Origin of the sequence: Paenibacillus zeisoli (genome assembly GCF_003994465.1) — a bacterium.
Classification (GTDB): Bacteria; Bacillota; Bacilli; order Paenibacillales; family Paenibacillaceae; genus Fontibacillus; species Fontibacillus zeisoli.
This window is the reverse complement of the sequence record NZ_RZNX01000009.1, coordinates 40,403-61,887: the sequence shown is the minus strand read 5'-3', so window position 1 is coordinate 61,887 and position 21,485 is coordinate 40,403. Positions and strand designations below refer to the sequence as shown.

Sequence of the window (21,485 nt, the reverse complement as noted above, 5' to 3'; positions counted from 1 at the left end):
GGGGACAACAGCGGCCGGAGATCCAAACTAGCTGCACAAATGTTACAATTTCAAGTAGTCTTTATATAGAAGTTCATTCATGTGTAGTAGGAGGATGAGACATTGTCGATTCAATACGATTCCAAGCAGCAAATATTCCATTTGCAAACCAAGAACACCAGCTACATGATTCAAATTGTACGGGGGTATGCCGCACAGCTCTACTTTGGAAAAAGGATCAGAAATCTTTCAGCAGTAAGACCGCTTCGATATATAGACCGTTCCTTCTCACCTAATATCGATCCTAAGGATATGACCTTCTCCCTGGACGTTCTTCCCCAGGAATATCCGGCATACGGCCATACGGATTTCAGAAATCCGGCCTACCAAATTCAGTTGGAGAATGGAACCACGGTCACGGACCTGAAATACAGCAGTCACCGGATAATTAAAGGAAAGCCCGCATTGGACGGGCTTCCTGCTACTTATGTGGAACATGAGGGTGAGGCAGACACGCTCGAAATCGAACTTGTAGATGCTTTGATCGGCCTTAAAGTAATCTTGAGCTACAGTGTATATGAAGAGATGAATGCGATTACAAGATCTGTAAAATTCATCAATGAAGGCAAGCAGGACTTGAAAATACTGCGTGCGTTAAGTATGAGTGTTGACCTGCCGGATGATCAGTTTGAACTGCTGCACCTCTCAGGTGCTTGGGCTGACGAAAGGAATATCGAGCGAAGACCGCTTACCCGCGGCAATCAATCGATAGAAAGCCGCCGGGGCGCCAGCAGCCATCAACAGAATCCATTCCTCGCGCTACTAAGGCATGGAGCTGATGAGAACCAGGGCGAAGTCTATGGCTTCAGCCTGGTCTACAGCGGCAATTTCGTGGCCGGTGTCGAGGTGGATCAATATCACAGCCCCCGCGTCTCGATCGGAATTAATCCGTTTGACTTCTCCTGGCTTCTGACTCCTGGTGAAGATTTCCAGACCCCTGAAGCGGTGATGGTCTACTCCGATCAAGGTCTTGGAGGCATGTCCCGAATTTATCATAATTTGTACCGGACCCGGCTTACTCGTGGACAATTCCGGGATAAGGAACGTCCCATTCTTATTAACAATTGGGAAGCGACGTACTTCAACTTCAATGCAGATAAGATTGAGAGTATTGCGAAGAAGGGCAAAGAACTCGGAATCGAGCTGTTCGTTCTGGACGACGGCTGGTTCGGACACCGGGACGATGACAAAACTTCTCTTGGGGACTGGTTCGTAGATAAGAAGAAGCTGCCAGGCGGACTGGAAGACCTCGCTGCCCGGGTTACTGCGATGGATATGCAGTTCGGGCTATGGTTCGAGCCGGAGATGGTCTCCGAAGACAGTGAGCTGTACCGCAGCCATCCGGATTGGTGCCTGCATGTGCCGGACCGGAGCCGGTCGACGGGACGGAACCAGCTTGTGCTGGACTTCTCACGCGAGCAAGTTGCCGATGCGGTGATTCAAATGGTAAGCGGGATATTAAGCAGCGCACCGATCACCTATGTGAAATGGGACATGAACCGGCATATGACCGAGGTGGGGTCACCAGCTCTACCGGCCGAGCGGCAGCGGGAGACAGCTCACCGCTATATGCTCGGACTATACCGGGTGATGGAGACGATTACCACCCGCTTCCCGCACGTTCTATTCGAGAGCTGCTCGGGCGGTGGAGGGCGCTTCGATCCAGGCATACTCTACTATATGCCGCAGACGTGGACAAGCGACAATACAGATGCCATTTGCAGGCTTAAGATTCAGTACGGAACAAGCCTGGTATATCCAGTGAGTTCTATGGGATCCCACGTCTCCGCAGTACCCAACCATCAGGTGCATCGGAATACCTCACTGAAGATGCGGGGAGATGTGGCATTGTCCGGGAACTTTGGTTATGAGCTGGATCTGACGAAGTTCTCGGCAGAGGAACAGGAACTGGTGAAGCAGCAGGTGGCATTCTATAAGGAGACGCGCAGCCTGATTCAGTTCGGGGATTATTACCGCCTGCGGAGCCCATTTGAGGGCAATGATACGGCGTGGATGTTCGTGTCGGAGGATCAGACAGAAGCCATTGTTATGTACTTCAAGGTCTTGGCTCAGCCCAATCCTCCTTTTGACAGCCTAAGATTAAGAGGCCTAAATCCGGAATTTGATTACGAAGTAAGCCAGCTGGACCAGCCGGCTGGCGGGGATGCGCTAATGTATGCCGGGCTGAACATTCCAAGGCTGGATGGAGATTTCCAAAGTGTTGTTTGGACGCTGAGAAAGATTTAGTCCGCTAAATATAACTCACTTAGAAATAAAGTTACTTTTAACAATTCTCCAACATAAGCAATTCTTGATCGCGCTGGCTCTTGACTCCTTGGTGATTTATAATATAATTAACTATCCTTATATTTATTGTTGTCAAGGATCGATAGATTATGGCCCCCGATAAAGAGGTGCAAAGGTGAGCAGTTTAGAAGTTGCGAAAGTACTAAATAATAACGTGATTATTGCCAGGCATCCAGAGAACGGTGAGGTCGTGGTGATCGGCAAGGGAATTGGCTTCAACCGAAAGACCGGTCACTACATTCCAATACAGTCAGTAGAGAAGATGTTTATCCTTAAGAACGCTCATGAACAAGAGCAATACAAGCAGCTCGTCCCCCAAGTGGATGAGAAGCTGATTGAAGTAATTAATGAAATTATTCTGTATGTATCCAAGCGCAGCAATGAACCTTTGAATGAACATATACACATTGCTTTAACCGACCATATTTCATTTGCGATCAAGCGGGCTGAGCAGAATATTATCATTCATAATCCTTTTCTCTTCGAGACCAAAGAGATCTATCCTCTTGAATATGAGCTCGCAGAATTCGCGATCAGGCTTATCGACGATAAGATGGGGATTGACCTTGGTGAAGATGAGATCGGTTTCATTGCTCTCCATATTCACAGTGCGCTGACGAATCAGGAGATCACTGAAGTGAAGCAGCATTCGCAGCTTATCTCGGATCTTGTTGTGGTCATTGAGCAGCAGCTTCAAATTAAATTGGCCCGCAGCTCCCTGGATTATTCCAGGCTGCTGACTCACCTTAGATTCGCTATTGAGCGCGTCCGTCAAGGGGAGAAGGTTAGTGAACCGGATAAGCTGGAGGATCTGCTCAAGCAGGAATACCCCGAGCTGTACTTTTTGGCCTGGAAATTAACCAAAATGATGGAGCAGCGTCTCCGCAAGCCGGTCTATCAGGCAGAGGTATCCTATCTTACGATGCATTTACACCGGGTAGCCCCGAAGCATTCGTGAGCAAAATTTAGTGTGCGCAAGGGTATTGCACTACCGAAAATGTGGTGCTATAATACATCTCATAAACGGCAAATAAATTGAATATTCATCAGATGTGTAACTGATTCGATCAGGCATGAGTTGATGAAAGTCTATGATTGTATTGCACCTTAACGGGGTATTATAACCCTGAAGAGAGTGTATACATCATGGCTTTCAGGGCTCATGCTTTTTTATTTGCCATATATAAGGAGGATGCATATGTTCAAGAAATTTTTCGGCGTCTTGCAAAGAGTAGGTAAGGCGCTCATGCTTCCGGTTGCTATATTGCCGGCTGCTGGACTTCTGCTCGGAATCGGCAACATGCTGATAAGCCCAGACTTTCTGAAGCTAGTCCCTGCACTAGATAATCACGGTGTTCATGCCGTAGCTACCATTCTGATGAATGCGGGCCAAATTGTATTTGACAATCTGTCCCTGCTGTTCGCTGTCGGGGTTGCTATTGGTTTGGCCGGTGGTGAAGGGGTAGCAGGACTTGCTGCCATCGTTGGTTTCCTAGTTATGAACATTACGATGGGAACGGTTATCGGGGTTACCCCGGGAATGATCGGACACAACGAGGCTTATGCAAGCGTACTAGGAATTCCGACCCTGGCTACAGGGGTGTTCGGCGGTATTATTATCGGGATCCTGGCAGCCGCGATGTACAAGCGATTCTTCAAAATCGAGCTGCCGTCGTATCTAGGATTCTTCGCAGGTAAGCGCTTTGTCCCTATCATGACAGCGGCGACATCCCTGATTGTCGGATTGCTCATGGTCATTGTATGGCCGCCAATTCAGCATGGATTGAATTACTTGTCTCACAACATGATCGACACGAATCGTACCTTGGCTTCATTCATCTTCGGTGTGGTTGAGCGCGCGCTCATCCCGTTCGGTCTGCATCACATCTTCTATTCTCCATTCTGGTTCGAATTCGGAGAATACACCAGCAAGGCTGGCCAAGTTATCCGGGGTGACCAGCATATCTTCATGTCCCAGCTTCGTGATGGCGTACCATTCACAGCAGGTACATTCATGACTGGTAAATTCCCGTTCATGATGTTCGGTCTTCCGGCCGCTGCACTTGCTATGTACCATGAAGCTAAACCTGAACATAAGAGATATGTTGCGGGTATCATGGGTTCTGCTGCATTGACTTCATTCCTTACAGGGATTACAGAACCTATCGAGTTCTCCTTCCTGTTCCTGGCACCGCTGCTGTTCGCGATTCACTGTGTGTTCGCGGGTCTGTCTTTCATGACTATGCAACTGCTCGGTGTCAAAATCGGTATGACCTTCTCCGGTGGTCTGATTGACTATCTGATCTTCGGTGTAATTCCAAATCGTACCCCTTGGTATCTGGTTATTCTTGTGGGTGCAGTGTTTGCAGTCATCTACTACTTCGGTTTCCGGTTCATTATCCGGAAATTCAATCTTAAGACTCCAGGACGTGAGGATGCGGCTGAGGATGACCAAGCTGCAGCAGGCAGCGGTACTCCGGTTACCCAAGATGATCTTCCTAGCAATATCTTGGTAGCTCTTGGAGGTAAAGAGAATATTGCCCATCTGGATGCTTGTATCACACGTCTGCGTGTTGAAGTTAAAGACAAAGCAAATGTGAACAAGGATCGCCTCAAGAAGCTGGGAGCATCCGGCGTGCTTGAAGTGGGTAATAACGTACAAGCCATCTTCGGTACTCGTTCGGACACGATCAAGTCCCAAATTCAGGATATTATGAACGGCAACGCGCCGGCTCGCATTCCTAGCGCCGATGATGTAGGTGATCGAGCTACGGATTTCAACGCTGCAACCGGTAATGGTAAGCCAGCAGAAGCTGAACAACAGGCTGCACAGAATGGCGATGCCATCATTAAAGAAGATGTGGTAGCTCCAGCCAATGGTGAATTGATGGATATTACCAAGGTTCCGGATCCAGTCTTCTCTGAGAAAATGACCGGTGACGGATTCGCCATCCTTCCAAGTGACGGTACAATTTGCTCACCAGTCTACGGTAAAGTGTTCAATGTGTTCCCAAGTAAGCACGCTATTGGCATCATGTCGGATGGCGGCAAGGAAGTTCTTGTTCACATCGGTGTCAACACGGTGAAGCTGAAAGGCCAAGGCTTTAACGTTCTCGTTAAAGAAGGCGATCTGGTATCGGCAGGACAGCCGATTATGGAAGTGGATCTGGAATATGTGAAAGCACACGCGCCTTCGATTATTTCACCGATCATTTTCTCCAACTTGCCTGAAGGTTCTTCCGTAACCCTGAACAAATCGGGTCTGGTGAAGAGCGGAGAGAACAATATCATCACGATCAAGTAAGATATTTGTAATACAGCAAAGTTATCCCTTAATATGATGGATGAACTAAAACTACCAAAGAAAGCGAGATGTATTAAAATGCAAAGAAACTTTAAAATTACGGATGAAGACGGTATCCACGCTCGCCCGGCTACAGCTTTGGTGAACACAGCTAACAAATTCAAAGGCGCTGAATCTTTTGCTGAAGCGAAAGGTAAAAAAGTAACATTGAAATCTATTCTGGGTGTTCTATCCCTGGGTCTTGAACAAGGTGATATCATCACTCTTTCTTCTGAAGGTGAAGAAGCGGAAGCAGCGCTTAGCGCACTGTCCGATATTATGGTAAGTGAAGGGTTAGGCGAGATTAATGATTAATATCGAGGGTATTGCAGCATCTGCTGGTGTGGCAATTGCCCGCGCCTTCAAGCTTGAGCACCCTGATTTTACGATCAATAAGCAGTCGGTTCAAAGCACAGACGCCGAGATTACCCGCTTCAACAGTGCTCTTGCCAAATCACAGGAAGAGCTGGAAGCGATCAAGGAGCGCACACGCGCTGAGCTTGGTGACAAGAAGGCTGAAATCTTTGAATCCCATCTGCTGATTCTGAATGACCCGGAGCTTATTGATCCGGTTCGCACCATGATCACGGATGAACAGGTTAACGCAGAATATGCGCTGAATGAGACAGCATCCCAGTTCATTACGATGTTCGAGAACATGAAGAGTGCTTATCTGCAGGAACGTGCAGCCGATATGCGTGACGTAACCAAGCGTGTGCTGACTCATCTGCTCGGATTGACTTATGTCAATCCAGCAGAGATCAGCGAAGAAGTTATTGTCATTGCTGAAGACCTCACTCCTTCAGATACGGCTCAATTGAATCGTAAATACGTGCTTGGCTTTACAACGAATATTGGCGGACGTACTTCCCACTCTGCCATCATGGCCCGTTCTCTGGAAATTCCGGCTGTAGTCGGTACCAAGAATGTGGTTGAGCAGATTGGCAGCGGGGATCTCGTGATTGTAGACGGCCTAGACGGACAGGTGATCATTAACCCTACGGATGAGGTTGTCGCTGAATTCAGAGTGAAGCAGAAGCAATATCAGGAGCAGCGTGCGGAATGGAACAAGCTGCGTGATCAGAAGTCTGTATCGAAAGACGGTGTTCATGTAGAGCTTGCAGCAAATATTGGAACGCCGAACGATGTTGCAGGGGTTATTGATAACGGCGGTGAGGCCGTAGGTCTTTACCGTACAGAGTTCCTGTATATGGGCCGTGACAAGCTTCCTTCGGAAGATGTCCAGTTTAATGCCTACAAGACGGTTCTTGAGAAAATGGAAGGCAAGCCCGTTGTCGTACGTACGCTTGATATTGGCGGAGACAAAGAGCTTCCTTACCTGGATCTTCCAAAAGAAATGAATCCATTCCTTGGATTCCGCGCTGTGCGTCTGTGCCTGGATCGTACGGACATCTTCCGCACCCAGCTTCGCGCTTTGCTTCGTGCAAGTGTGTATGGGAATCTGCGGATCATGTTCCCGATGATCGCAACTCTTGGTGAATTCCGCGAAGCTAAGGCGCTGCTTCTTGAAGAGAAGCAGAATCTGATTGCAGCCGGAATTGAAGTATCCGAGAACATCCAGCTTGGCATCATGGTCGAAATTCCTTCAACCGCAGTAATGGCAGATCAATTTGCCAAGGAAGTGGATTTCTTCAGTATCGGAACGAATGATTTGATTCAATATACGATGGCGGCGGACCGGATGAATGAGCGTGTGTCTTATTTATACCAACCTTACAATCCAGCCATTCTTCGTTTGGTCAAAATGGTTATTGATGCAGCTCATAAAGAAGGACGCTGGGCAGGTATGTGTGGTGAGATGGCTGGTGATACAACGGCAATTCCACTACTTCTCGGACTTGGACTTGATGAATTCAGCATGAGTGCTACCTCAATTCTGCCGGCACGTTCCCTTATTTCCAAGCTGTCCAAAGCGGAAATGCAGGAGCTTGCAGCCAAAGCCCTTGAGCTTCAAACGGCTGAGCAGGTAGTTGAACTCGTAAGAGGTATTGATGCATAAACCGCATTTGCGGCTTGTAATCCGTAAATTCTTTTTCCAACATAATGACCTCGGGAGCTTCCCCGGCCGGTATCTTCGGATACCGGTTTTTTTTGTTTGCGGGCCATTTGGTTTATTTTTGAGAGAAGATAGGCTAGAGTGGTAAGGGAGAAATATGAATAATTTATATTTCTGCTGATTTAGTCTGTTTTAATGGGTTTATAATGAATCTATACCGACTTACAAGGAGTATACATATGAATGACAATCGCAGCACCGTGGGCATTATTGATATTGGTTCGAACTCGATCCGGGCCGTGGTCTATGAGGTCACCTCATCAGGAGACTACCGGGTTATTCATGAAAGCAAAGAATCTGCCCGCCTCAGCGAGAAGATTGGTGCAGATGGAAGAATGGAGTATGAGGGGATATTATCCATAGTCCCTGTTCTAAGTGAATTCAAGAATATCTGCACCTCCTATAAATGTGAGCGTATTCGCGTCGCGGCAACTGCCGCCATCCGCAATGCGGCTAATGCCAGGGAAATTGTAGAAACGCTGGACAAGCATACCGGTCTTGAAATCGAGATACTGTCCGGAGAGGAAGAGGCTTTTTACGGATTTCTTGGAGTAGCTCATGGGATTGGCGCCGCAAATGGCTTTATTATCGATATTGGCGGAGGAAGTACCGAGATTACCCTGTTCCGGGAACGGAAGCTGCTTCGCAGTGTCTCACTGCCTTTTGGAGCGGTGAATTCAAATTATAAATTTGCTGGGCCCAATGGCTGGACCTCGGAGTCTAGTAAGGAGCTTATTCACGAACTGAAGGGGCTGCTGGATCAGTATGACTGGATCTCGAGGCATCCGGAGCTTCCTCTCATTGGACTGGGCGGAACCATTCGTTCATTGGGTAAGCTCGACCAGCGCAGAAGCAAATATCCGCTGCCGATGACCCACCATTATGTGCTTGAAGAGGAAAGTATCGAGTATTATTCTGATCTGCTGCCATCCTTATCGGTTGAGCATCGCAGACGACTGCCTGGTTTGTCAAAGAACCGGGTGGATATTATTGCACCGGGCGTGATGATCCTGCATACGATATTCAGCTATATTAAAGCTAAATATTGTCTGATCAGCGGGACCGGATTGCGTGAAGGACTGCTGCATGATGTGATAAAGACCAAGCTGCCAGAAGCTTCCGAGGTAGTTGAGCGTCAGGTCCGCTCGCTGCTTTCTTTTCAATCGACAGCTTCCCTTCGACATTTGGAGCATGTTAACGGGTTAGCCCAGCAGATGCTTGATCAATTGAAGGTGCCGGAGGATGAGGAGCTTGCCCGAACCATTCTTCACGTGTCTGCCATGCTGTACAAGGTAGGGGCTTCACTCTGGTACCATCAGTATGAGAAGCATACGTTCTATTGGCTGCTGAACGCTCCCCTGGGTGGACTAACTCACCGTGAAATTGTGCTGATTGCACTTATTGCCGAATACCGGGCGAAGAACGGGAAGATGACCAGTGCGGGGCTCTACCAGAAAAGCATTCTCAAAGACGAGGATACCAAGCTGATCGCCCAGCTTGCCGCCCTGCTGCAGGTTGCAGTCTCCCTTGATGTGAGCGAGACTCAGCCGATTGACCTGGTGGACGCCGAGAAGGAGAACAAGACTTTGACGCTGAAATTGAACTGCCGCAGCCAGCCCTTTATCGAACTCAGGGAACTGGATGCGGCAGCGAAGGTCTTTCAGAAAGCTTGGGATATCAAATTGAAGTGGGAATTTCCGGCTTCTTCCAAGTACTAATATCAAGAGCTGCAAATTGGCTGCGGCATGACGGGAGATCGTTCACGATTCTCTCGTATTTGCCGTTCGGGATAAGCTGCTTGGCTTTGACATTATCAGCCAGGGATAGGCGTAGAATCTGAATGACCATATTGCGGGCGGCTTGATCGTATACCGGACACATGAGCTCAATCCGTCGGGTCAGATTCCGGGTCATCCAGTCTGCACTGGAGATCCAGACTTCGGGCTGGCCGCCATTCTCGAAATAGTAAATACGTGAGTGTTCGAGGAAGCGGTCTACAATACTTCTTACGTTGATACGGTCGCTGAGTCCCTCGACTCCTGGCCGGAGGCAGCATACTCCGCGAATAATCAGATCAATGTTAACTCCGTCTTGGGAAGCTGTATATAGGTCGTCAATCATCTCTTGGTTCGACAGGGAGTTCATCTTGGCGATGATCCTTGCCGGTCTTCCGCTGCGGGCATGCTCCGATTCTCTCTCAATCAGGCTGGCGAGCTTGTTATGCATATTCCCTGGGGCAAGGGTCAGGGACTGCCAGTCATGTACGGCGGAGTAGCCGGTAATTAGATTGAACAGCTCCGAGGCATCCTCGCCAATGGAGGGATGGGTCGTGAACAAGCCAATATCGGTATACAGCCTCGCTGTAATGTCATTGTAATTTCCGGTGCCGACATGAACATACCTCTTCAGATCTGGCCCCTCCTGGCGAACGATAAGCAGGATCTTGGCATGTGTCTTGAGTCCGACAAGACCGTATACTACGTGGCAGCCTGCTTTCTCTAATTTTCTGGCCCAGGCGATATTTCGTTCCTCGTCGAATCTGGCCTTCAGTTCAACGACCACTGTGACCTGCTTACCGGACTCTGCGGCATCCGCTAAAGCTTGAATCAGCGGCGAATTCCCGCTCACTCTGTAGAGCGTCATCTTAATTGCCATGACATGAGGATCCTCTGAGGCCTGGACAATGAAATCGGTCAACGCGTCAAAACACTCATACGGGTGGTACATCAGCACGTCCCGCTCCTTCAGCATCTCGAAGAAATCTTCACTCTCCTCGAATTCCTGAGGATAAGGGGGCTCATCCTGCGGATAACGGAGCTTGGAACTTCCTTTGACAGCCCCGGTGAAGTGACGCAGAAATGTCAAATCCAGAGGCCCATCGATTTCAAATACAGAATCTTTAATTTCGAATTCATCTTGAAGCAGCTCAAGAGCATAAGGATGGAAGCCCTTCTGGACTTCGAGGCGAACAGGGGCGCCCCAGCGCCGCTTCCGCAGCTCCTTCTCGATCTCTTCGAGCAAATCCTCAGCCCCCTCTTCATCAATGGCCAAATCCGCATTGCGGGTCACCCGGAACTCATGAACCGCAAGAGGGATATACCCGCTGAATAAGGTTTGTATATGATGCTTGATCAGCTCTTCAATCAGAATGAAGGACTGCTTCTTGCTGTTCGAATGCTGGGGAAGCGGGACGAACCTCGATAGGTTGGATGGAATCTGCACCACCGCGAAATAAGGTTCTTCTTCCGGGCTATCTCCATCCCGCTTCAAAACCACTGCCAAATACACGAACTGGTTGTGTACCAGAGGAAAAGGCCGGCTCTGATCTACCGCCATCGGTGTAAGTACTGGGAAAATTATATCGTGATAGTAACACTCCATGGATTTGCGCTGAGTCGCATTCAGATCCTCATATTTCAGGAACTGAATATGCTCTTTGGTCAGCTGGCGCATGATATCGCGGTATGTACGGTACTGAGCCTGTACCATTTTTGAAATGCGGGAGACCAGACGTTTATATAAGCCGGCCGGCGTGTAGCCTGTGAAATCCTTCTTGGCATAGCCCGCCCGGATCTGATCCTGGATGCCCGCCACGCGAACGCTCATGAACTCATCCAGATTGCTTGAGACGATGGATAGAAATTTGGCCTTCTCAAGCAAAGGGGTTGTCGGATCCTGGGCTTCATGCAGCACCCGCAAATTGAACTCGATCCAGCTTAAGTCCCTGTTAAGATAACGTGAACCGTCTTCTTTGATATGAATTTGTGTCATCAGTCTAACGACCTCCGCTTAAATACGCTAATTACTCTATTCCTTAATTGTACTCCTATGTTACCAAGATAAAAGAGTACTTTTGTAAAATGTATGTAAAATTTATAAAGGAATGTAAAGTGTTATGACCTCTAGAACTATTTTTTACCCAAAAAGTGAGTGTATCACCACCTTTCTGGGTAAATAAATGATATGGCCCTAGCTCTGCTGGTTTGATTTGCCTTGTTTTTGGCCATATTGAATCGAGTGAAGGGCTGACCGAGAATCTTGAAGAATGACCAGCGCAGCCTTAGGCTTCGCCAAATCATGAGGAGGTCGTAAAAGAATGAGTGCAGAACATAATGTTAAGCTTAGTGCTGAGAAAAGATCGTTAGCATCAAGTAGCTCTTTGCGTCAATTAAGAGAAGCAGGCCGAATTCCAGGTGTGGTCTATAGCTCCCAAATGGGCAGTCTGTCCCTGCATGTAGATGCGAAAGAGCTTCTAAAAGTCGCACGTACAGGACGCTCTGAATTTTTCACCCTCTCGATTACGGATGGAGAAAGCTTCCCGGCCTTGATTAAGGATGTTCAGCAGCGCGGAGGGAAAGTGGTTCATGTTGATTTTCAGCATGTATCCAAGAACAAGCCAATCCGGGTAAAGGTGCCTATTCATTACACCGGTACTCCTGAGGGAACCCAGTCAGGTGGTATTCTTCAGACTCAGGAAACAGAGCTTGAGGTCGAAGGACTTCCGGATTCTCTTCCTGCCGGAATCGATGTAGATGTTACGGGACTTGGAACTGGGGACAAGCTGACTGCAGCCGATGTAAAGCTTCCGGAAGGTGTGAGTCTGATTACTTCCGAGGAAGCACTGCTGGCCTCTATTGTTCTTCCTAGAGCAGCTCTGGAAGCCACGGATGAAGGAGCAGATGCAGCTGCTGAGGGTGAAGGTGCAGCTGAAACGGCAGAGGCTGATGCGAAGAGCGAGGAAGCTTAAGCTATTTAAAATCGCAGCTGGTGTAACATTTGGAGTGAAATTGCGAATTATATAGCCTAATCATATATAAAGTGAAAAGAAGGACCGGAGCAGAAGTGCTCCGGTCCTTTTTGGTGCGGGTGCACAGGAATAGTGACAAGTGCCTAAACTGCTGCATATGATATCGCAGACGAAAGCACCCAGGAAGGAGAGATCGGCTTGAAGAAAGGGAAAGTCACCAAACCGGTCAGAAGCAGACAGCTCAGTTACCGGGAAGAGAACCCCGAGTTCGATGAGATGGATCTGCTTGAGAAGGCTAGGGCCAGAAACAGGATGGAGAAGCGAGAAAACGAAGTGCATTTGTCACAGGCCTTGGCGCCTGTTGATGAGAAGGTCCTATCTCAGCATGAGGATGAGAATAAGCAGTCCCGGCAAGTGGTAGAGAAGGTTCTGCCTAAGCCGGAAGAAGAGAAGATCGAGTCTAAAGAGGAAGTTGTAAATTCCAGCGTAAATACGCAAACAAGCTCGCCGCCTGTCATAGATCAGCGGCCCCCTTCACAATCTGAGCGCGCTGGGGAATCCTGGGCCGCAGTTCGGCATCCTGTCGTCTATACGGATGATATTTCGGATGCGGCAGTGACTGGAGAGAAGATCGCCCCTTACACCATAGATGCGACCAAGATCAAATATGGTTCCATTGGCACAGCCTGGCTGGCCGATTATGCGGTCACAAGCCTCAATATTGCTGAAGGTGCCGTTACAGGTTCTAAGGTTGCTCCGCATTCATTAACAGGTGAACACTTTATTGACAGTTCGATTCAAGGACAGAAAATTGCTTATGGGACACTTAGTGGGGAGAAAATTCAGGATGGCAGCATCTCTGCAGATAAGCTTGCGGACAAAGTAATCAGTGCTGATAAATTGGCTGATGGCTCAATCGGAAGCCGGCATTTAAGCGGGGGCCTTATCACGACGGAGCTTCTTCAGGACCAGGCCGTGACTTCGGAGAAAATCCGGAGCGGTTCGATTCAATCCATCAACCTTTCGAATGGAATTATTGATACTTCCAAGCTGAGTGAGCGTTCTGTAACAGAGTCCAAGCTTCAGGATGGAGCGGTGACAGGTTCCAAGCTTGCAGAGCGAAGTGTGGAAGCTAGGCACATTGCACTGAATACGATCACATCCGATCACTTGGCCTCAGGAATCAGTGCAAGCGGACTTCTCGCGCCGGGGAGTGTTGGAGCTTCAGAGCTGGAGGAAGACTCGGTTCATGGCCGTCATATTAAAGAGCAGTCCATCGAGGCCTGCCACATCGCGCCTGAATCCCTGGAACGCAGGCATTTTGCCGCAGGGAGTGTTGGAGAGGAGCAGATTGGTTCCGGGGAGATTGAAAGCCGGCACATTGCGGACCGGAGCATTATCTCTACCAAGCTGGCAGATCAGTCTGTAGGGACTGCGCAGATTGTTGAGCAGGCCGTAACGTCCTCCAAGATTGCGGACCAGAGCATTCTCTCTCACAAAATAGCTGATGAAGCTGTAATTACACGTCACATTGGAAAAGCAACCATTCATAGTCCCCAGCTGGCGTCTGGCGCAGTCGGGTCCGAGCATATTCAGTCAGGCTCCCTGCGGGAGAGCCATATTGCCGATGATTCCATTCATGAGCGTCATATTCAGGAAGGCGCCGTAATTAGCGGTAAAATAGCTGCAAAAGCGGTGCTGGAGTCTCATCTCGCCCAGGAATCTGTAGCAGAGCGGCATATTCAGCCGGGAAGCATCACGGAGAATAAGCTGGCTCACGCCAGTGTGACCGCTGATAAGATTGCTCCGAGTGCAGTAACGGGAGCAGCGGTAAGCGGCAAGAGTATTTCTTCTGATCATATTGCATTTGAAGCGATTCATGAGGCTCACCTGGCAGAGAACAGCGTGAACAGCAGCGCGATCCAAGAGGGAGCAGTCGGTTCCGAGCACATTGAGCAGGGGGCTATCCGTGCCGAGCACCTGAAGAAAGCCTCGATCGGGACGGCTGCGCTTCAGCACCGGGCTGTGACCAGTGAGATCATTGACACTGGAGCCATTAAGGATCATCACCTGGAGGCAGGCTCCGTGTTCCAGCATCATCTTCAGAATCATGCGGTAACTTCCCTGAAGCTCTCACCGGAGAGTGTATCCACGGACAAAATTAATGATCTGGCTGTCACAACCGGTAAATTGGCAGAAGGCAGCGTGACGTCCTCTAAGATCCTGCCCTCATCAATTCTATCTGCCCATTTGGCAGATCACGCGGTGAGTGAGGATTCGCTGGCTGAGAATGCGGTGCACTCCAGACATATTGCGCCTGAATCCTTGGGATCAAAGCATCTCATGAGCGGATCCATACTCAGTCGCCATCTCTCGGATAAGGCAGTGACAGAGTCAGTACTGGCACAGGAGTCGGTGACCGCCGATAAGATTGCAGACGCAGCCATAAACACTCAGCACTTGGCTGAGGGAATTGTAACCTCCTCCAAGATTGCTTCCGGGAGTGTTCAGTCCCATCATTTATCCACGGGTCTGATTCAGCCCGACTTGTTGGCTCAAGGAGCTGTCCAAGCGGAACATATCACACAAGAATCCATCCATTCAAGTCATATTACATCTGGTGCGATATTGTCCCAGCATATTGCGGATGGTTCTATAGATTCAGATCATCTCGCTGCCGGATCGGTACAGACCAGGCATCTTGGGGAAGGATCGGTAGGTGCTGGGCAGATTGCCACAGGAGCTGTTCACGGAAGGCATGTAGCGAGCGGAACCCTGTCTGGTTCCAGCTTAGAGAACGATGCTATCAGCTCTGACAAGATTGCTGAGGAGGCAGTTAAGTCCGTTCATCTTGCTGATGGCAGTGTAACTTCAACCAAGTTAGCAACCAGCAGCGTGCAGTCCCACCATCTATCGAATGGACTGATATTGTCTAATTTCCTCGCAGAGGGTGCTGTCCATGCCGAGCACGTTGCCCCAGAATCGCTGGGCTCCTCTCATTTGAAACCGGGTGCTGTAATGTCCAAACATCTAGCCGAAGAATCGATTGGCTCCGGTCACATCAAGACGGCTGCGATACAGGGAGATCATATATATGAAGGGGCTGTAGGTTCCACTCATATTGCCTCCAGCGCAATTCAATCGAGGCATTTAGCCTCAGAAGCCATTACGGGTTCATCGCTCGAGAATGGAGCTGTACGTTCGGAGAAAATTGCGGGAGAAGCCATTCACACCTTCCATCTCGCAGAGGGCAGCGTCACTTCTTCGAAACTGGCTACAGGCAGCGTAAGAGGATATCACCTGCAAGCAGGCATAATTCAGTCCAGCCTATTGGCAGAAGGTGCAGTTCATGCTGAACATATTGCTCTTGAAGCCCTTGGTCCGGACCACATTGCCTCTCAGGCGATTCAGTCCAAACACCTTTCTGAGAGCGTAATAAGTTCCGGCCATATTCGGACCCACGCTGTGCAGTCCGGTCATCTGGCTGAGGGAATAGTGGGCCCCGAACACATCGCAGAAGGAGCCATTCAGCTCCAGCATCTTGCCTCAGGATCAATTACTGGTGCTTCGCTGATGGACGGAGGCGTGGGCTCCGATAAGATTGCCGTCGGTGCGATTGATACTCCTCATCTGGCCGAAGGCAGTGTAACATCAACCAAGCTGGCGGCAGGTAGTGTTCAGTCAGATCATCTCTCTGAAGGCCTGATTCATTCGGGACTTCTGGCCAGGGAGGCTGTTAAGGCCGAGCACATCTCTTCTGAATCCCTAGGCTCCCACCATCTCGCTTCGGGTGTGATCCAATCCAGACATATCGCAGCAAGCTCGGTAGGCTCCGATCACCTTAGAAATGAATCCGTATATGCCGAGCATCTTGCAGAAGGCTCAGTAGGATCGGATCATATCGCAGAAGGAGCCATCCGTGCTAAGCACCTTGCCTCTGAGGCTATTACCGGCTCCATTCTAGAAGATGGGACGATCAGCTCAGCCAAGATTGCACCGGAAGCCATTCAATCGCTGCATTTGGCTGAAGAGAGTGTAACCTCTTCCAAGCTGGCTCCTGGAAGTGTGCAGACCCGGCACTTGTCGGCAGGCTCCATCCATTCCGATCAACTGAAAGAAGGCTCCATTCAGTCCGGACATATATCACCTGAGGCTATTGGCGCAGGTCACCTGGCATCCGGCACCATCCAGACCCGGCATCTTGCTGCAGGTACGATCGTCTCTCATCATCTCCAGCCGGATATCATCCATCCTGAACATGTGGCAGAAGGTTCAATCGCTGCTGGTCATATCACTTCAGAAGCAATTGAAGCTAGACATATTGCATCAGGTGCGATAGTTACTGATCATCTCCAGCTAGGCATCATTCATGCTGAACATTTGTCGGCAGGTTCAGTTGCTGCTGCTCATATCGATTCTGGCGTGATAGAAGCCAGACATCTGGCCCCAGGGGCGATCTCTGGTTCGGTTCTGGAGGATGGTGCTGTTACTTCCGAGAAGCTGTCAGAAGACTCAGTCAGTGCTCGGCATCTGGTTGAAGGAAGTGTGATCTCATCCAAGATCGCGGAGGAGACGATCCAGTCGTATCACCTCTCCCCGGGCATTATTCATTCGGAGCTAATTGCGGGGCGTGCCGTACAATCGGCCAACATCGATCTGGGTTCCATTCATTCGGAACATATTAACTTTGGAGCTGTGCAGGATGTGCATCTGGCTTCCCAGGCTGTCTCTGGGGCAGTAATTCGAGATGGAGCTATCACTTCTGATAAGCTGGCTGATGAGGCTGTGGACACAAGGCATCTGGCGCAGGGAAGTGTGAACGCATCCCAAATTGCGGAGGGAGCGATTCAGCCGGCTCATATCTCAGAGGGAGCTGTGCAGGAGGCGTCTCTGGCGAATGAATCCGTGCAGTCCCGGCATATCGCGGCCGATTCAGTGGGCACGAGCCATCTGCAGGCGGGAGCTGTTCAGGAATATCATCTGGCCGAGGGAGCCATCTCGGGACAATCACTGCAGGATGAGTCGATTGGCTCTGAGAAAATATCTGGTAGCGCCATTCAGGCGTACCATCTTGCTCCCGAATCGATTGGGCCAGAGCATCTGCAGCCTGGTTCCATCCAGGGGCATCACCTGGGCTCGCAGACCATTTCAGGTAATGCACTGCAGAATGCTTCAATCAGCTCCGAGAAGCTGTCCGCTGGCTCGGTTCAATCTAAGCAGCTAGCCGCAAGCAGTATTGATAGCCGGCATATTGCAAAAGAAGCGGTAGCTTCGGGGCACATTCAGCGCGGTATTATTACTAAAGCGCATTTGTCCAAAGACCTGCTCTCCGGAGGCTTGCTGCCTGAGAGAGGAATACAAGGAGAACATCTGGAAGCAGAATGCATATCCCGGGAGCACTTGACTAGAGGCATTGTGGATGAAGTAGTGCTGCAGAATGATTCGGTGAGTGCGGATCATATTAAGCCGTTATCTATTCAAAGCTATCACTTGGCGGAGGAAAGTGTGCAGTCGCATCATTTAGCTGAAGGCTCCGTATCTGCAATACATTTGGAACCGGGAGCTATCGGTCTGGATCAGTTGACGGTTACACCGGTGCAAAGCTTGAAGGGCGTGCATGCGATGCAGCAGTTTGGGATGTCGGTCTTCCTGCTCCAAGGGCAGGAGAACCAGGCGGAGCTGACCATTAAGTTCGAGGAGCCTTTCGGGGATCAGAATTATACTTTGGTTGCGATGACGAATCAGCCTACCATCTATGCTTCGCTGAAGTCCCGTTCTCCGGAATCCGCGGTTATAGAGCTGACTCGGCATACAGGAGGTCCTCAAACGTATGGCTTCGTCACCTGGATTGCGATTGGAAGCTGCCTGAGTTAATTTAGTTTAGATTGATTTTAGAAAATTGTCACAACTATAGGGCTATCCCGGTAATCGGCCAAAATTGGCTGGGGGTAAGCCCTTTTTTTCATGCTTTATTACAGCTTCCGGATGTATGAAGAATATGGAGTCCATGAAGTGCGTCATAACGCTTGACGAAATGTTATTTACTATCTAGAATTTGTGGCAGTATGTTAATAGAGAAAGAGGGGATTACACTGCAACCCAAAAAGAAAACGACGGCTTTGTCACAGCGTAAACGAGAGGAGCAGCTCCAGAAACAAAGAATGAAGCGGCTGATCTGGTTCTCATCTGTGGCTGTACTTTTGGTTCTTATCATCGTTGTATTCACCATTAAGCCCAATTCTTCCAACCCAGCGTCTAACCCGAATTCTTCGAATAAAGTGGTTAAACCCAACTTTCCTTATGATACCCTCCCGGTATTAGGTAACAAGGAAGCCAAAGTGAAGATTGTTGAGTTTGGAGACTATCAATGCCCGGCTTGTAGAGATTTCACTCAGCAGGTCAAGCCGCAGATCGTCAAAGACTACGTCGACAAAGGCCTGGTGTCCTTCTACTTTATGAATTTCTCCTTCATCGGGGAAGAATCCAATCTGGCTGCGCTGGCGGCACAGGCGGTATATCACCAAAACAATGACGCGTTCTGGAAGTATTATGAAGCGCTTTATCGTGAGCAGGGTGCCGAGAACAGCGGCCGGATTACAGAAGCCTACCTTGTAGATTTGGCTAAGAAGGAGAATCTGCAGATCGATTACAATAAGCTTCAGCAGGATATCGAACAGAAGAAATATCAGGATGAAGTGGACAAGCATAATACCAAGACAAATGAACTGAATATTCAATATTCACCTACGGTGTATGTGAACGATACTCAATACACGGGTCATTATCTGGACTATGACAGTCTGAAGAAAGACATCGAAAAAGCGTTAAAGGGTGAGTAACCATGAGTGATAAGCCAGTACGTTCTGTATTTCATGTCTATGCTCTATACTTGGCTTGGTTAGTGTCCATCGTGGCCACCGTAGGCAGTCTGTACTTGAGTGAAGTGATGCTGTTTGAACCGTGCCGGCTGTGCTGGTTCCAGCGAATATTCATGTATCCGCAGGTAATTCTTCTGGGCATCGCGGCTTACCGCGAGGACCGGAACATCATCCGCTATCTGCTGCCGCTGAATATCATTGGAGGCTGTATCTCTTTGGTTCACTATGCCGACCAGAAGATTCCTGGATTCTCCAAGCTTGCTCCATGCAAGGTGGGAGTGCCCTGCAATGTGGACTATCTTGATTGGTTCGGATTCATTACGATTCCCTTGATGGCCCTGGTTGCCTTTATTCTTATTACCGTGTTCCTGTCTCTGGGACGCAGTAAGCAGAGTGAAGAAGAAATAGATGCGGAGCAGGAGCTGGCAGGGCAGGACTGAATAACAGAGTTACGGCAGTACCCGAATTGTGAACTTTTGATCTGTGTCTCAGATTAATCTAGATCTAATAGCTAAATGCCAATTTAAAAAGAGAGCCCACGGGCTCTCTTTTTCTTGTTCGAACAGGAATTCAATCTCCGGAGATCACCATAAAGTATTAGAAAGGCGGTGTCTGTTCAAGCAGCTTAAAGCGTTCGATTTGATCCCAGAGCTGTTCCTGCTTCAGGATAGATATTTGCTTCGAGCCGATTAAGTCATAATGGGGATAAGGCTGACGCTGATGAATATATTTGGGATTAAGACCATGTTCTTGGCACCAAGCTGTGAGCTTAAGAAGATCCGAGCAGCCCACTTTGGTAACTGTCGTTATTCCGGGCCACCGTGGCTCCAGCCAATAGTGAGTAAGGTATGCAACTTCACCGCGTCTGACTTGTTCTTTCCAATCGTAAAGCTCCTGTCTGCTAACGCCGAAGGCCATTTGATTCATTCCTATCTGATCTTAAGTTCAGTCCGTCCAGCCTTAATTATAGCAAGGTTTGTCTTGATTTTCATGGAGGTGAACCAAGAAGACCCTGTTAGACAAATCTGAAATAGTCTAATCATGCCGATACTGGAAGGATTTGAGGGAGATATGTCGAATAGTTGACTAACGTATTAAAAAGGAGGAAGCATACTTTGAGTTTTTTGGATAAATTTAAGGCGGGTGTAGCTGAAGCGGGCAACAAGGCCAAGAATGTGGTAGAGATCAACCGTCTGAAGATGCAGAACAATTCCATGCAGAATGAGATGGCGGGGCAGTATGAGGCCATAGGCAGAATCGTATTCGAATCCATGGAAGAGGGCTCATGGCCTGTGTCCAAGGAGCAGGTATCCACTCATGCCGTGCGTATTCAAGAGCTGCAGCTTGCAATTGAGCAGAATCTGCTGCATATTGCGAACATTAATGATTCCAAGACCTGCAAGTCATGCGGGGCAACGAACAATATCGAGGCCAAATTCTGTAACCACTGTGGACATACATATGAAGTGAAGCATAACAGTACAGTGGAGTATGAGACAGATGTCAAAGAAGAGCTAGAAGAAGGCGGGCACTCACTGCCTGATCATACCAATCGTAAGGGGGAATAGTTTTGCAGCAATTTTGGGTTGTGTTACAAGAGCTTCGTAAGTGGTTCGAATCATTTGGGTGGTACCGTCAATTAAGGAAATATGACATGCAGTTGTTATTCGGAGGACTGGGAGTTGGATTTCTATATGAAATTCTTATTCTGATCCTTCCTTATCAAAGCACCTCGGGACTGATCACGTTATTCTATACCATCCCTTTGCTGGCACTGGCTCACCAAGCCTTCCTGCTTGGAGCCTGGCTGACACTGACTTCTGGAAACATTAAATACCTGCCTTACGCATTATGGCTTGAGGCTGTGCTCATCATCTTCCCATTCTCGCATATTACGCTCGCTGGCTTAATTCCGGCTGCCGTATATGCACTTCTCGGATACTTTGTATTCAAATATACAGCTACTGCTTATGTGGACAAATCAGGTACCCCTTAAGCAAGGTGACCCGATTCATTAGACAGGGGCCGTCCCGCAAGATCTTGGATCTTGAGGGACGGCCCCTGATTTTAGTTAAGGAGATACGGTTTGTGTTC

Annotated in this window: 14 protein-coding genes; 12 read left to right on the top strand and 2 right to left on the bottom strand. The window is 48.9% G+C overall.

Annotated features, from left to right (window positions below; all coding sequences use genetic code 11):
* Positions 1-102: 102 nt before the first annotated feature.
* The 6 genes from EJP77_RS16915 (at position 103) to EJP77_RS16890 (ending at position 9,484) form a co-directional block, all read left to right on the top strand.
* Positions 103-2,286, top strand: a complete 2,184-nt coding sequence (locus tag EJP77_RS16915) for an alpha-galactosidase (protein ID WP_127200434.1) — start codon at positions 103-105, stop codon at positions 2,284-2,286.
* A gap of 175 nt (positions 2,287-2,461) precedes the next feature.
* Positions 2,462-3,304, top strand: a complete 843-nt coding sequence (gene glcT, locus EJP77_RS16910) for a glucose PTS transporter transcription antiterminator GlcT (protein ID WP_127200433.1) — start codon at positions 2,462-2,464, stop codon at positions 3,302-3,304.
* 240 nt (positions 3,305-3,544) lie between these two features.
* Positions 3,545-5,650 (top strand): glucose-specific PTS transporter subunit IIBC, encoded by a 2,106-nt coding sequence (gene ptsG / locus EJP77_RS16905; protein ID WP_127200432.1) that lies wholly within the window; start codon positions 3,545-3,547, stop codon positions 5,648-5,650.
* A gap of 78 nt (positions 5,651-5,728) precedes the next feature.
* Complete coding sequence (locus EJP77_RS16900) at positions 5,729-6,004, top strand: HPr family phosphocarrier protein (protein WP_127200431.1); 276 nt, start codon at positions 5,729-5,731, stop codon at positions 6,002-6,004.
* Complete coding sequence (gene ptsP / locus EJP77_RS16895; protein ID WP_127200430.1) at positions 5,997-7,709, top strand: phosphoenolpyruvate--protein phosphotransferase; 1,713 nt, start codon at positions 5,997-5,999, stop codon at positions 7,707-7,709. The genes EJP77_RS16900 and ptsP overlap by 8 nt, the downstream gene beginning before the upstream one ends.
* Positions 7,710-7,945: 236 nt before the next feature.
* On the top strand, positions 7,946-9,484 hold the full coding sequence (locus EJP77_RS16890; RefSeq protein ID WP_185897383.1) for a Ppx/GppA phosphatase family protein: 1,539 nt from the start codon (positions 7,946-7,948) through the stop codon (positions 9,482-9,484).
* Here EJP77_RS16890 and ppk1 read toward each other — a convergent pair.
* Complete coding sequence (ppk1, locus tag EJP77_RS16885; protein ID WP_127200428.1) at positions 9,444-11,537, bottom strand: polyphosphate kinase 1; 2,094 nt, start codon at positions 11,535-11,537, stop codon at positions 9,444-9,446. The genes EJP77_RS16890 and ppk1 overlap by 41 nt on opposite strands.
* Positions 11,538-11,862: 325 nt before the next feature.
* On the opposite strand from ppk1, the gene EJP77_RS16880 reads away from it, so the two are divergent.
* The 4 genes from EJP77_RS16880 to EJP77_RS16865 all read left to right on the top strand — a co-directional run bounded on the left by EJP77_RS16880 (position 11,863) and on the right by EJP77_RS16865 (position 19,831).
* Positions 11,863-12,513, top strand: coding sequence for a 50S ribosomal protein L25 (locus EJP77_RS16880; protein ID WP_127200427.1), 651 nt, complete (start codon positions 11,863-11,865; stop codon positions 12,511-12,513).
* 198 nt (positions 12,514-12,711) lie between these two features.
* Positions 12,712-18,387 carry a WIAG-tail domain gene (locus EJP77_RS16875; protein WP_127200426.1) on the top strand — a complete coding sequence of 1,892 codons (5,676 nt, stop codon included), beginning with the start codon at positions 12,712-12,714 and terminating at the stop codon, positions 18,385-18,387.
* Between the two features lie 191 nt (positions 18,388-18,578).
* Positions 18,579-19,352: a DsbA family protein gene (locus EJP77_RS16870; RefSeq protein WP_246021923.1), complete on the top strand. Its 774-nt coding sequence runs from the start codon at positions 18,579-18,581 to the stop codon at positions 19,350-19,352.
* Positions 19,353-19,354: 2 nt separating this feature from the next.
* On the top strand, positions 19,355-19,831 hold the full coding sequence (locus EJP77_RS16865; RefSeq protein WP_127200425.1) for a disulfide oxidoreductase: 477 nt from the start codon (positions 19,355-19,357) through the stop codon (positions 19,829-19,831).
* Positions 19,832-19,988: 157 nt separating this feature from the next.
* On the opposite strand, the gene EJP77_RS16860 is transcribed toward EJP77_RS16865, so the two are convergent.
* Positions 19,989-20,309 (bottom strand): hypothetical protein, encoded by a 321-nt coding sequence (locus tag EJP77_RS16860; protein ID WP_127200424.1) that lies wholly within the window; start codon positions 20,307-20,309, stop codon positions 19,989-19,991.
* A gap of 197 nt (positions 20,310-20,506) precedes the next feature.
* Between EJP77_RS16860 and EJP77_RS16855 the strand changes: the two genes are divergently transcribed.
* Together EJP77_RS16855 and EJP77_RS16850 are read left to right on the top strand one after the other, a co-directional pair.
* Positions 20,507-20,959, top strand: coding sequence for a zinc ribbon domain-containing protein (locus tag EJP77_RS16855; RefSeq protein WP_127200423.1), 453 nt, complete (start codon positions 20,507-20,509; stop codon positions 20,957-20,959).
* A gap of 2 nt (positions 20,960-20,961) precedes the next feature.
* On the top strand, positions 20,962-21,387 hold the full coding sequence (locus tag EJP77_RS16850; RefSeq protein WP_127200422.1) for a hypothetical protein: 426 nt from the start codon (positions 20,962-20,964) through the stop codon (positions 21,385-21,387).
* Positions 21,388-21,485 lie beyond the last annotated feature (98 nt).

Coding starts and splice junctions, on each gene's coding strand:
- EJP77_RS16890 (WP_185897383.1), top strand. CDS start 7,946: ATGAATGACAATCGCAGCACCGTGGGCATTATTGATATTGGTTCGAAC.
- EJP77_RS16880 (WP_127200427.1), top strand. CDS start 11,863: ATGAGTGCAGAACATAATGTTAAGCTTAGTGCTGAGAAAAGATCGTTA.
- ppk1 (WP_127200428.1), bottom strand. CDS start 11,537: ATGACACAAATTCATATCAAAGAAGACGGTTCACGTTATCTTAACAGG.
- EJP77_RS16860 (WP_127200424.1), bottom strand. CDS start 20,309: ATGGCCTTCGGCGTTAGCAGACAGGAGCTTTACGATTGGAAAGAACAA.
- EJP77_RS16870 (WP_246021923.1), top strand. CDS start 18,579: ATGTTAATAGAGAAAGAGGGGATTACACTGCAACCCAAAAAGAAAACG.
- EJP77_RS16900 (WP_127200431.1), top strand. CDS start 5,729: ATGCAAAGAAACTTTAAAATTACGGATGAAGACGGTATCCACGCTCGC.
- EJP77_RS16865 (WP_127200425.1), top strand. CDS start 19,355: ATGAGTGATAAGCCAGTACGTTCTGTATTTCATGTCTATGCTCTATAC.
- ptsG (WP_127200432.1), top strand. CDS start 3,545: ATGTTCAAGAAATTTTTCGGCGTCTTGCAAAGAGTAGGTAAGGCGCTC.
- ptsP (WP_127200430.1), top strand. CDS start 5,997: ATGATTAATATCGAGGGTATTGCAGCATCTGCTGGTGTGGCAATTGCC.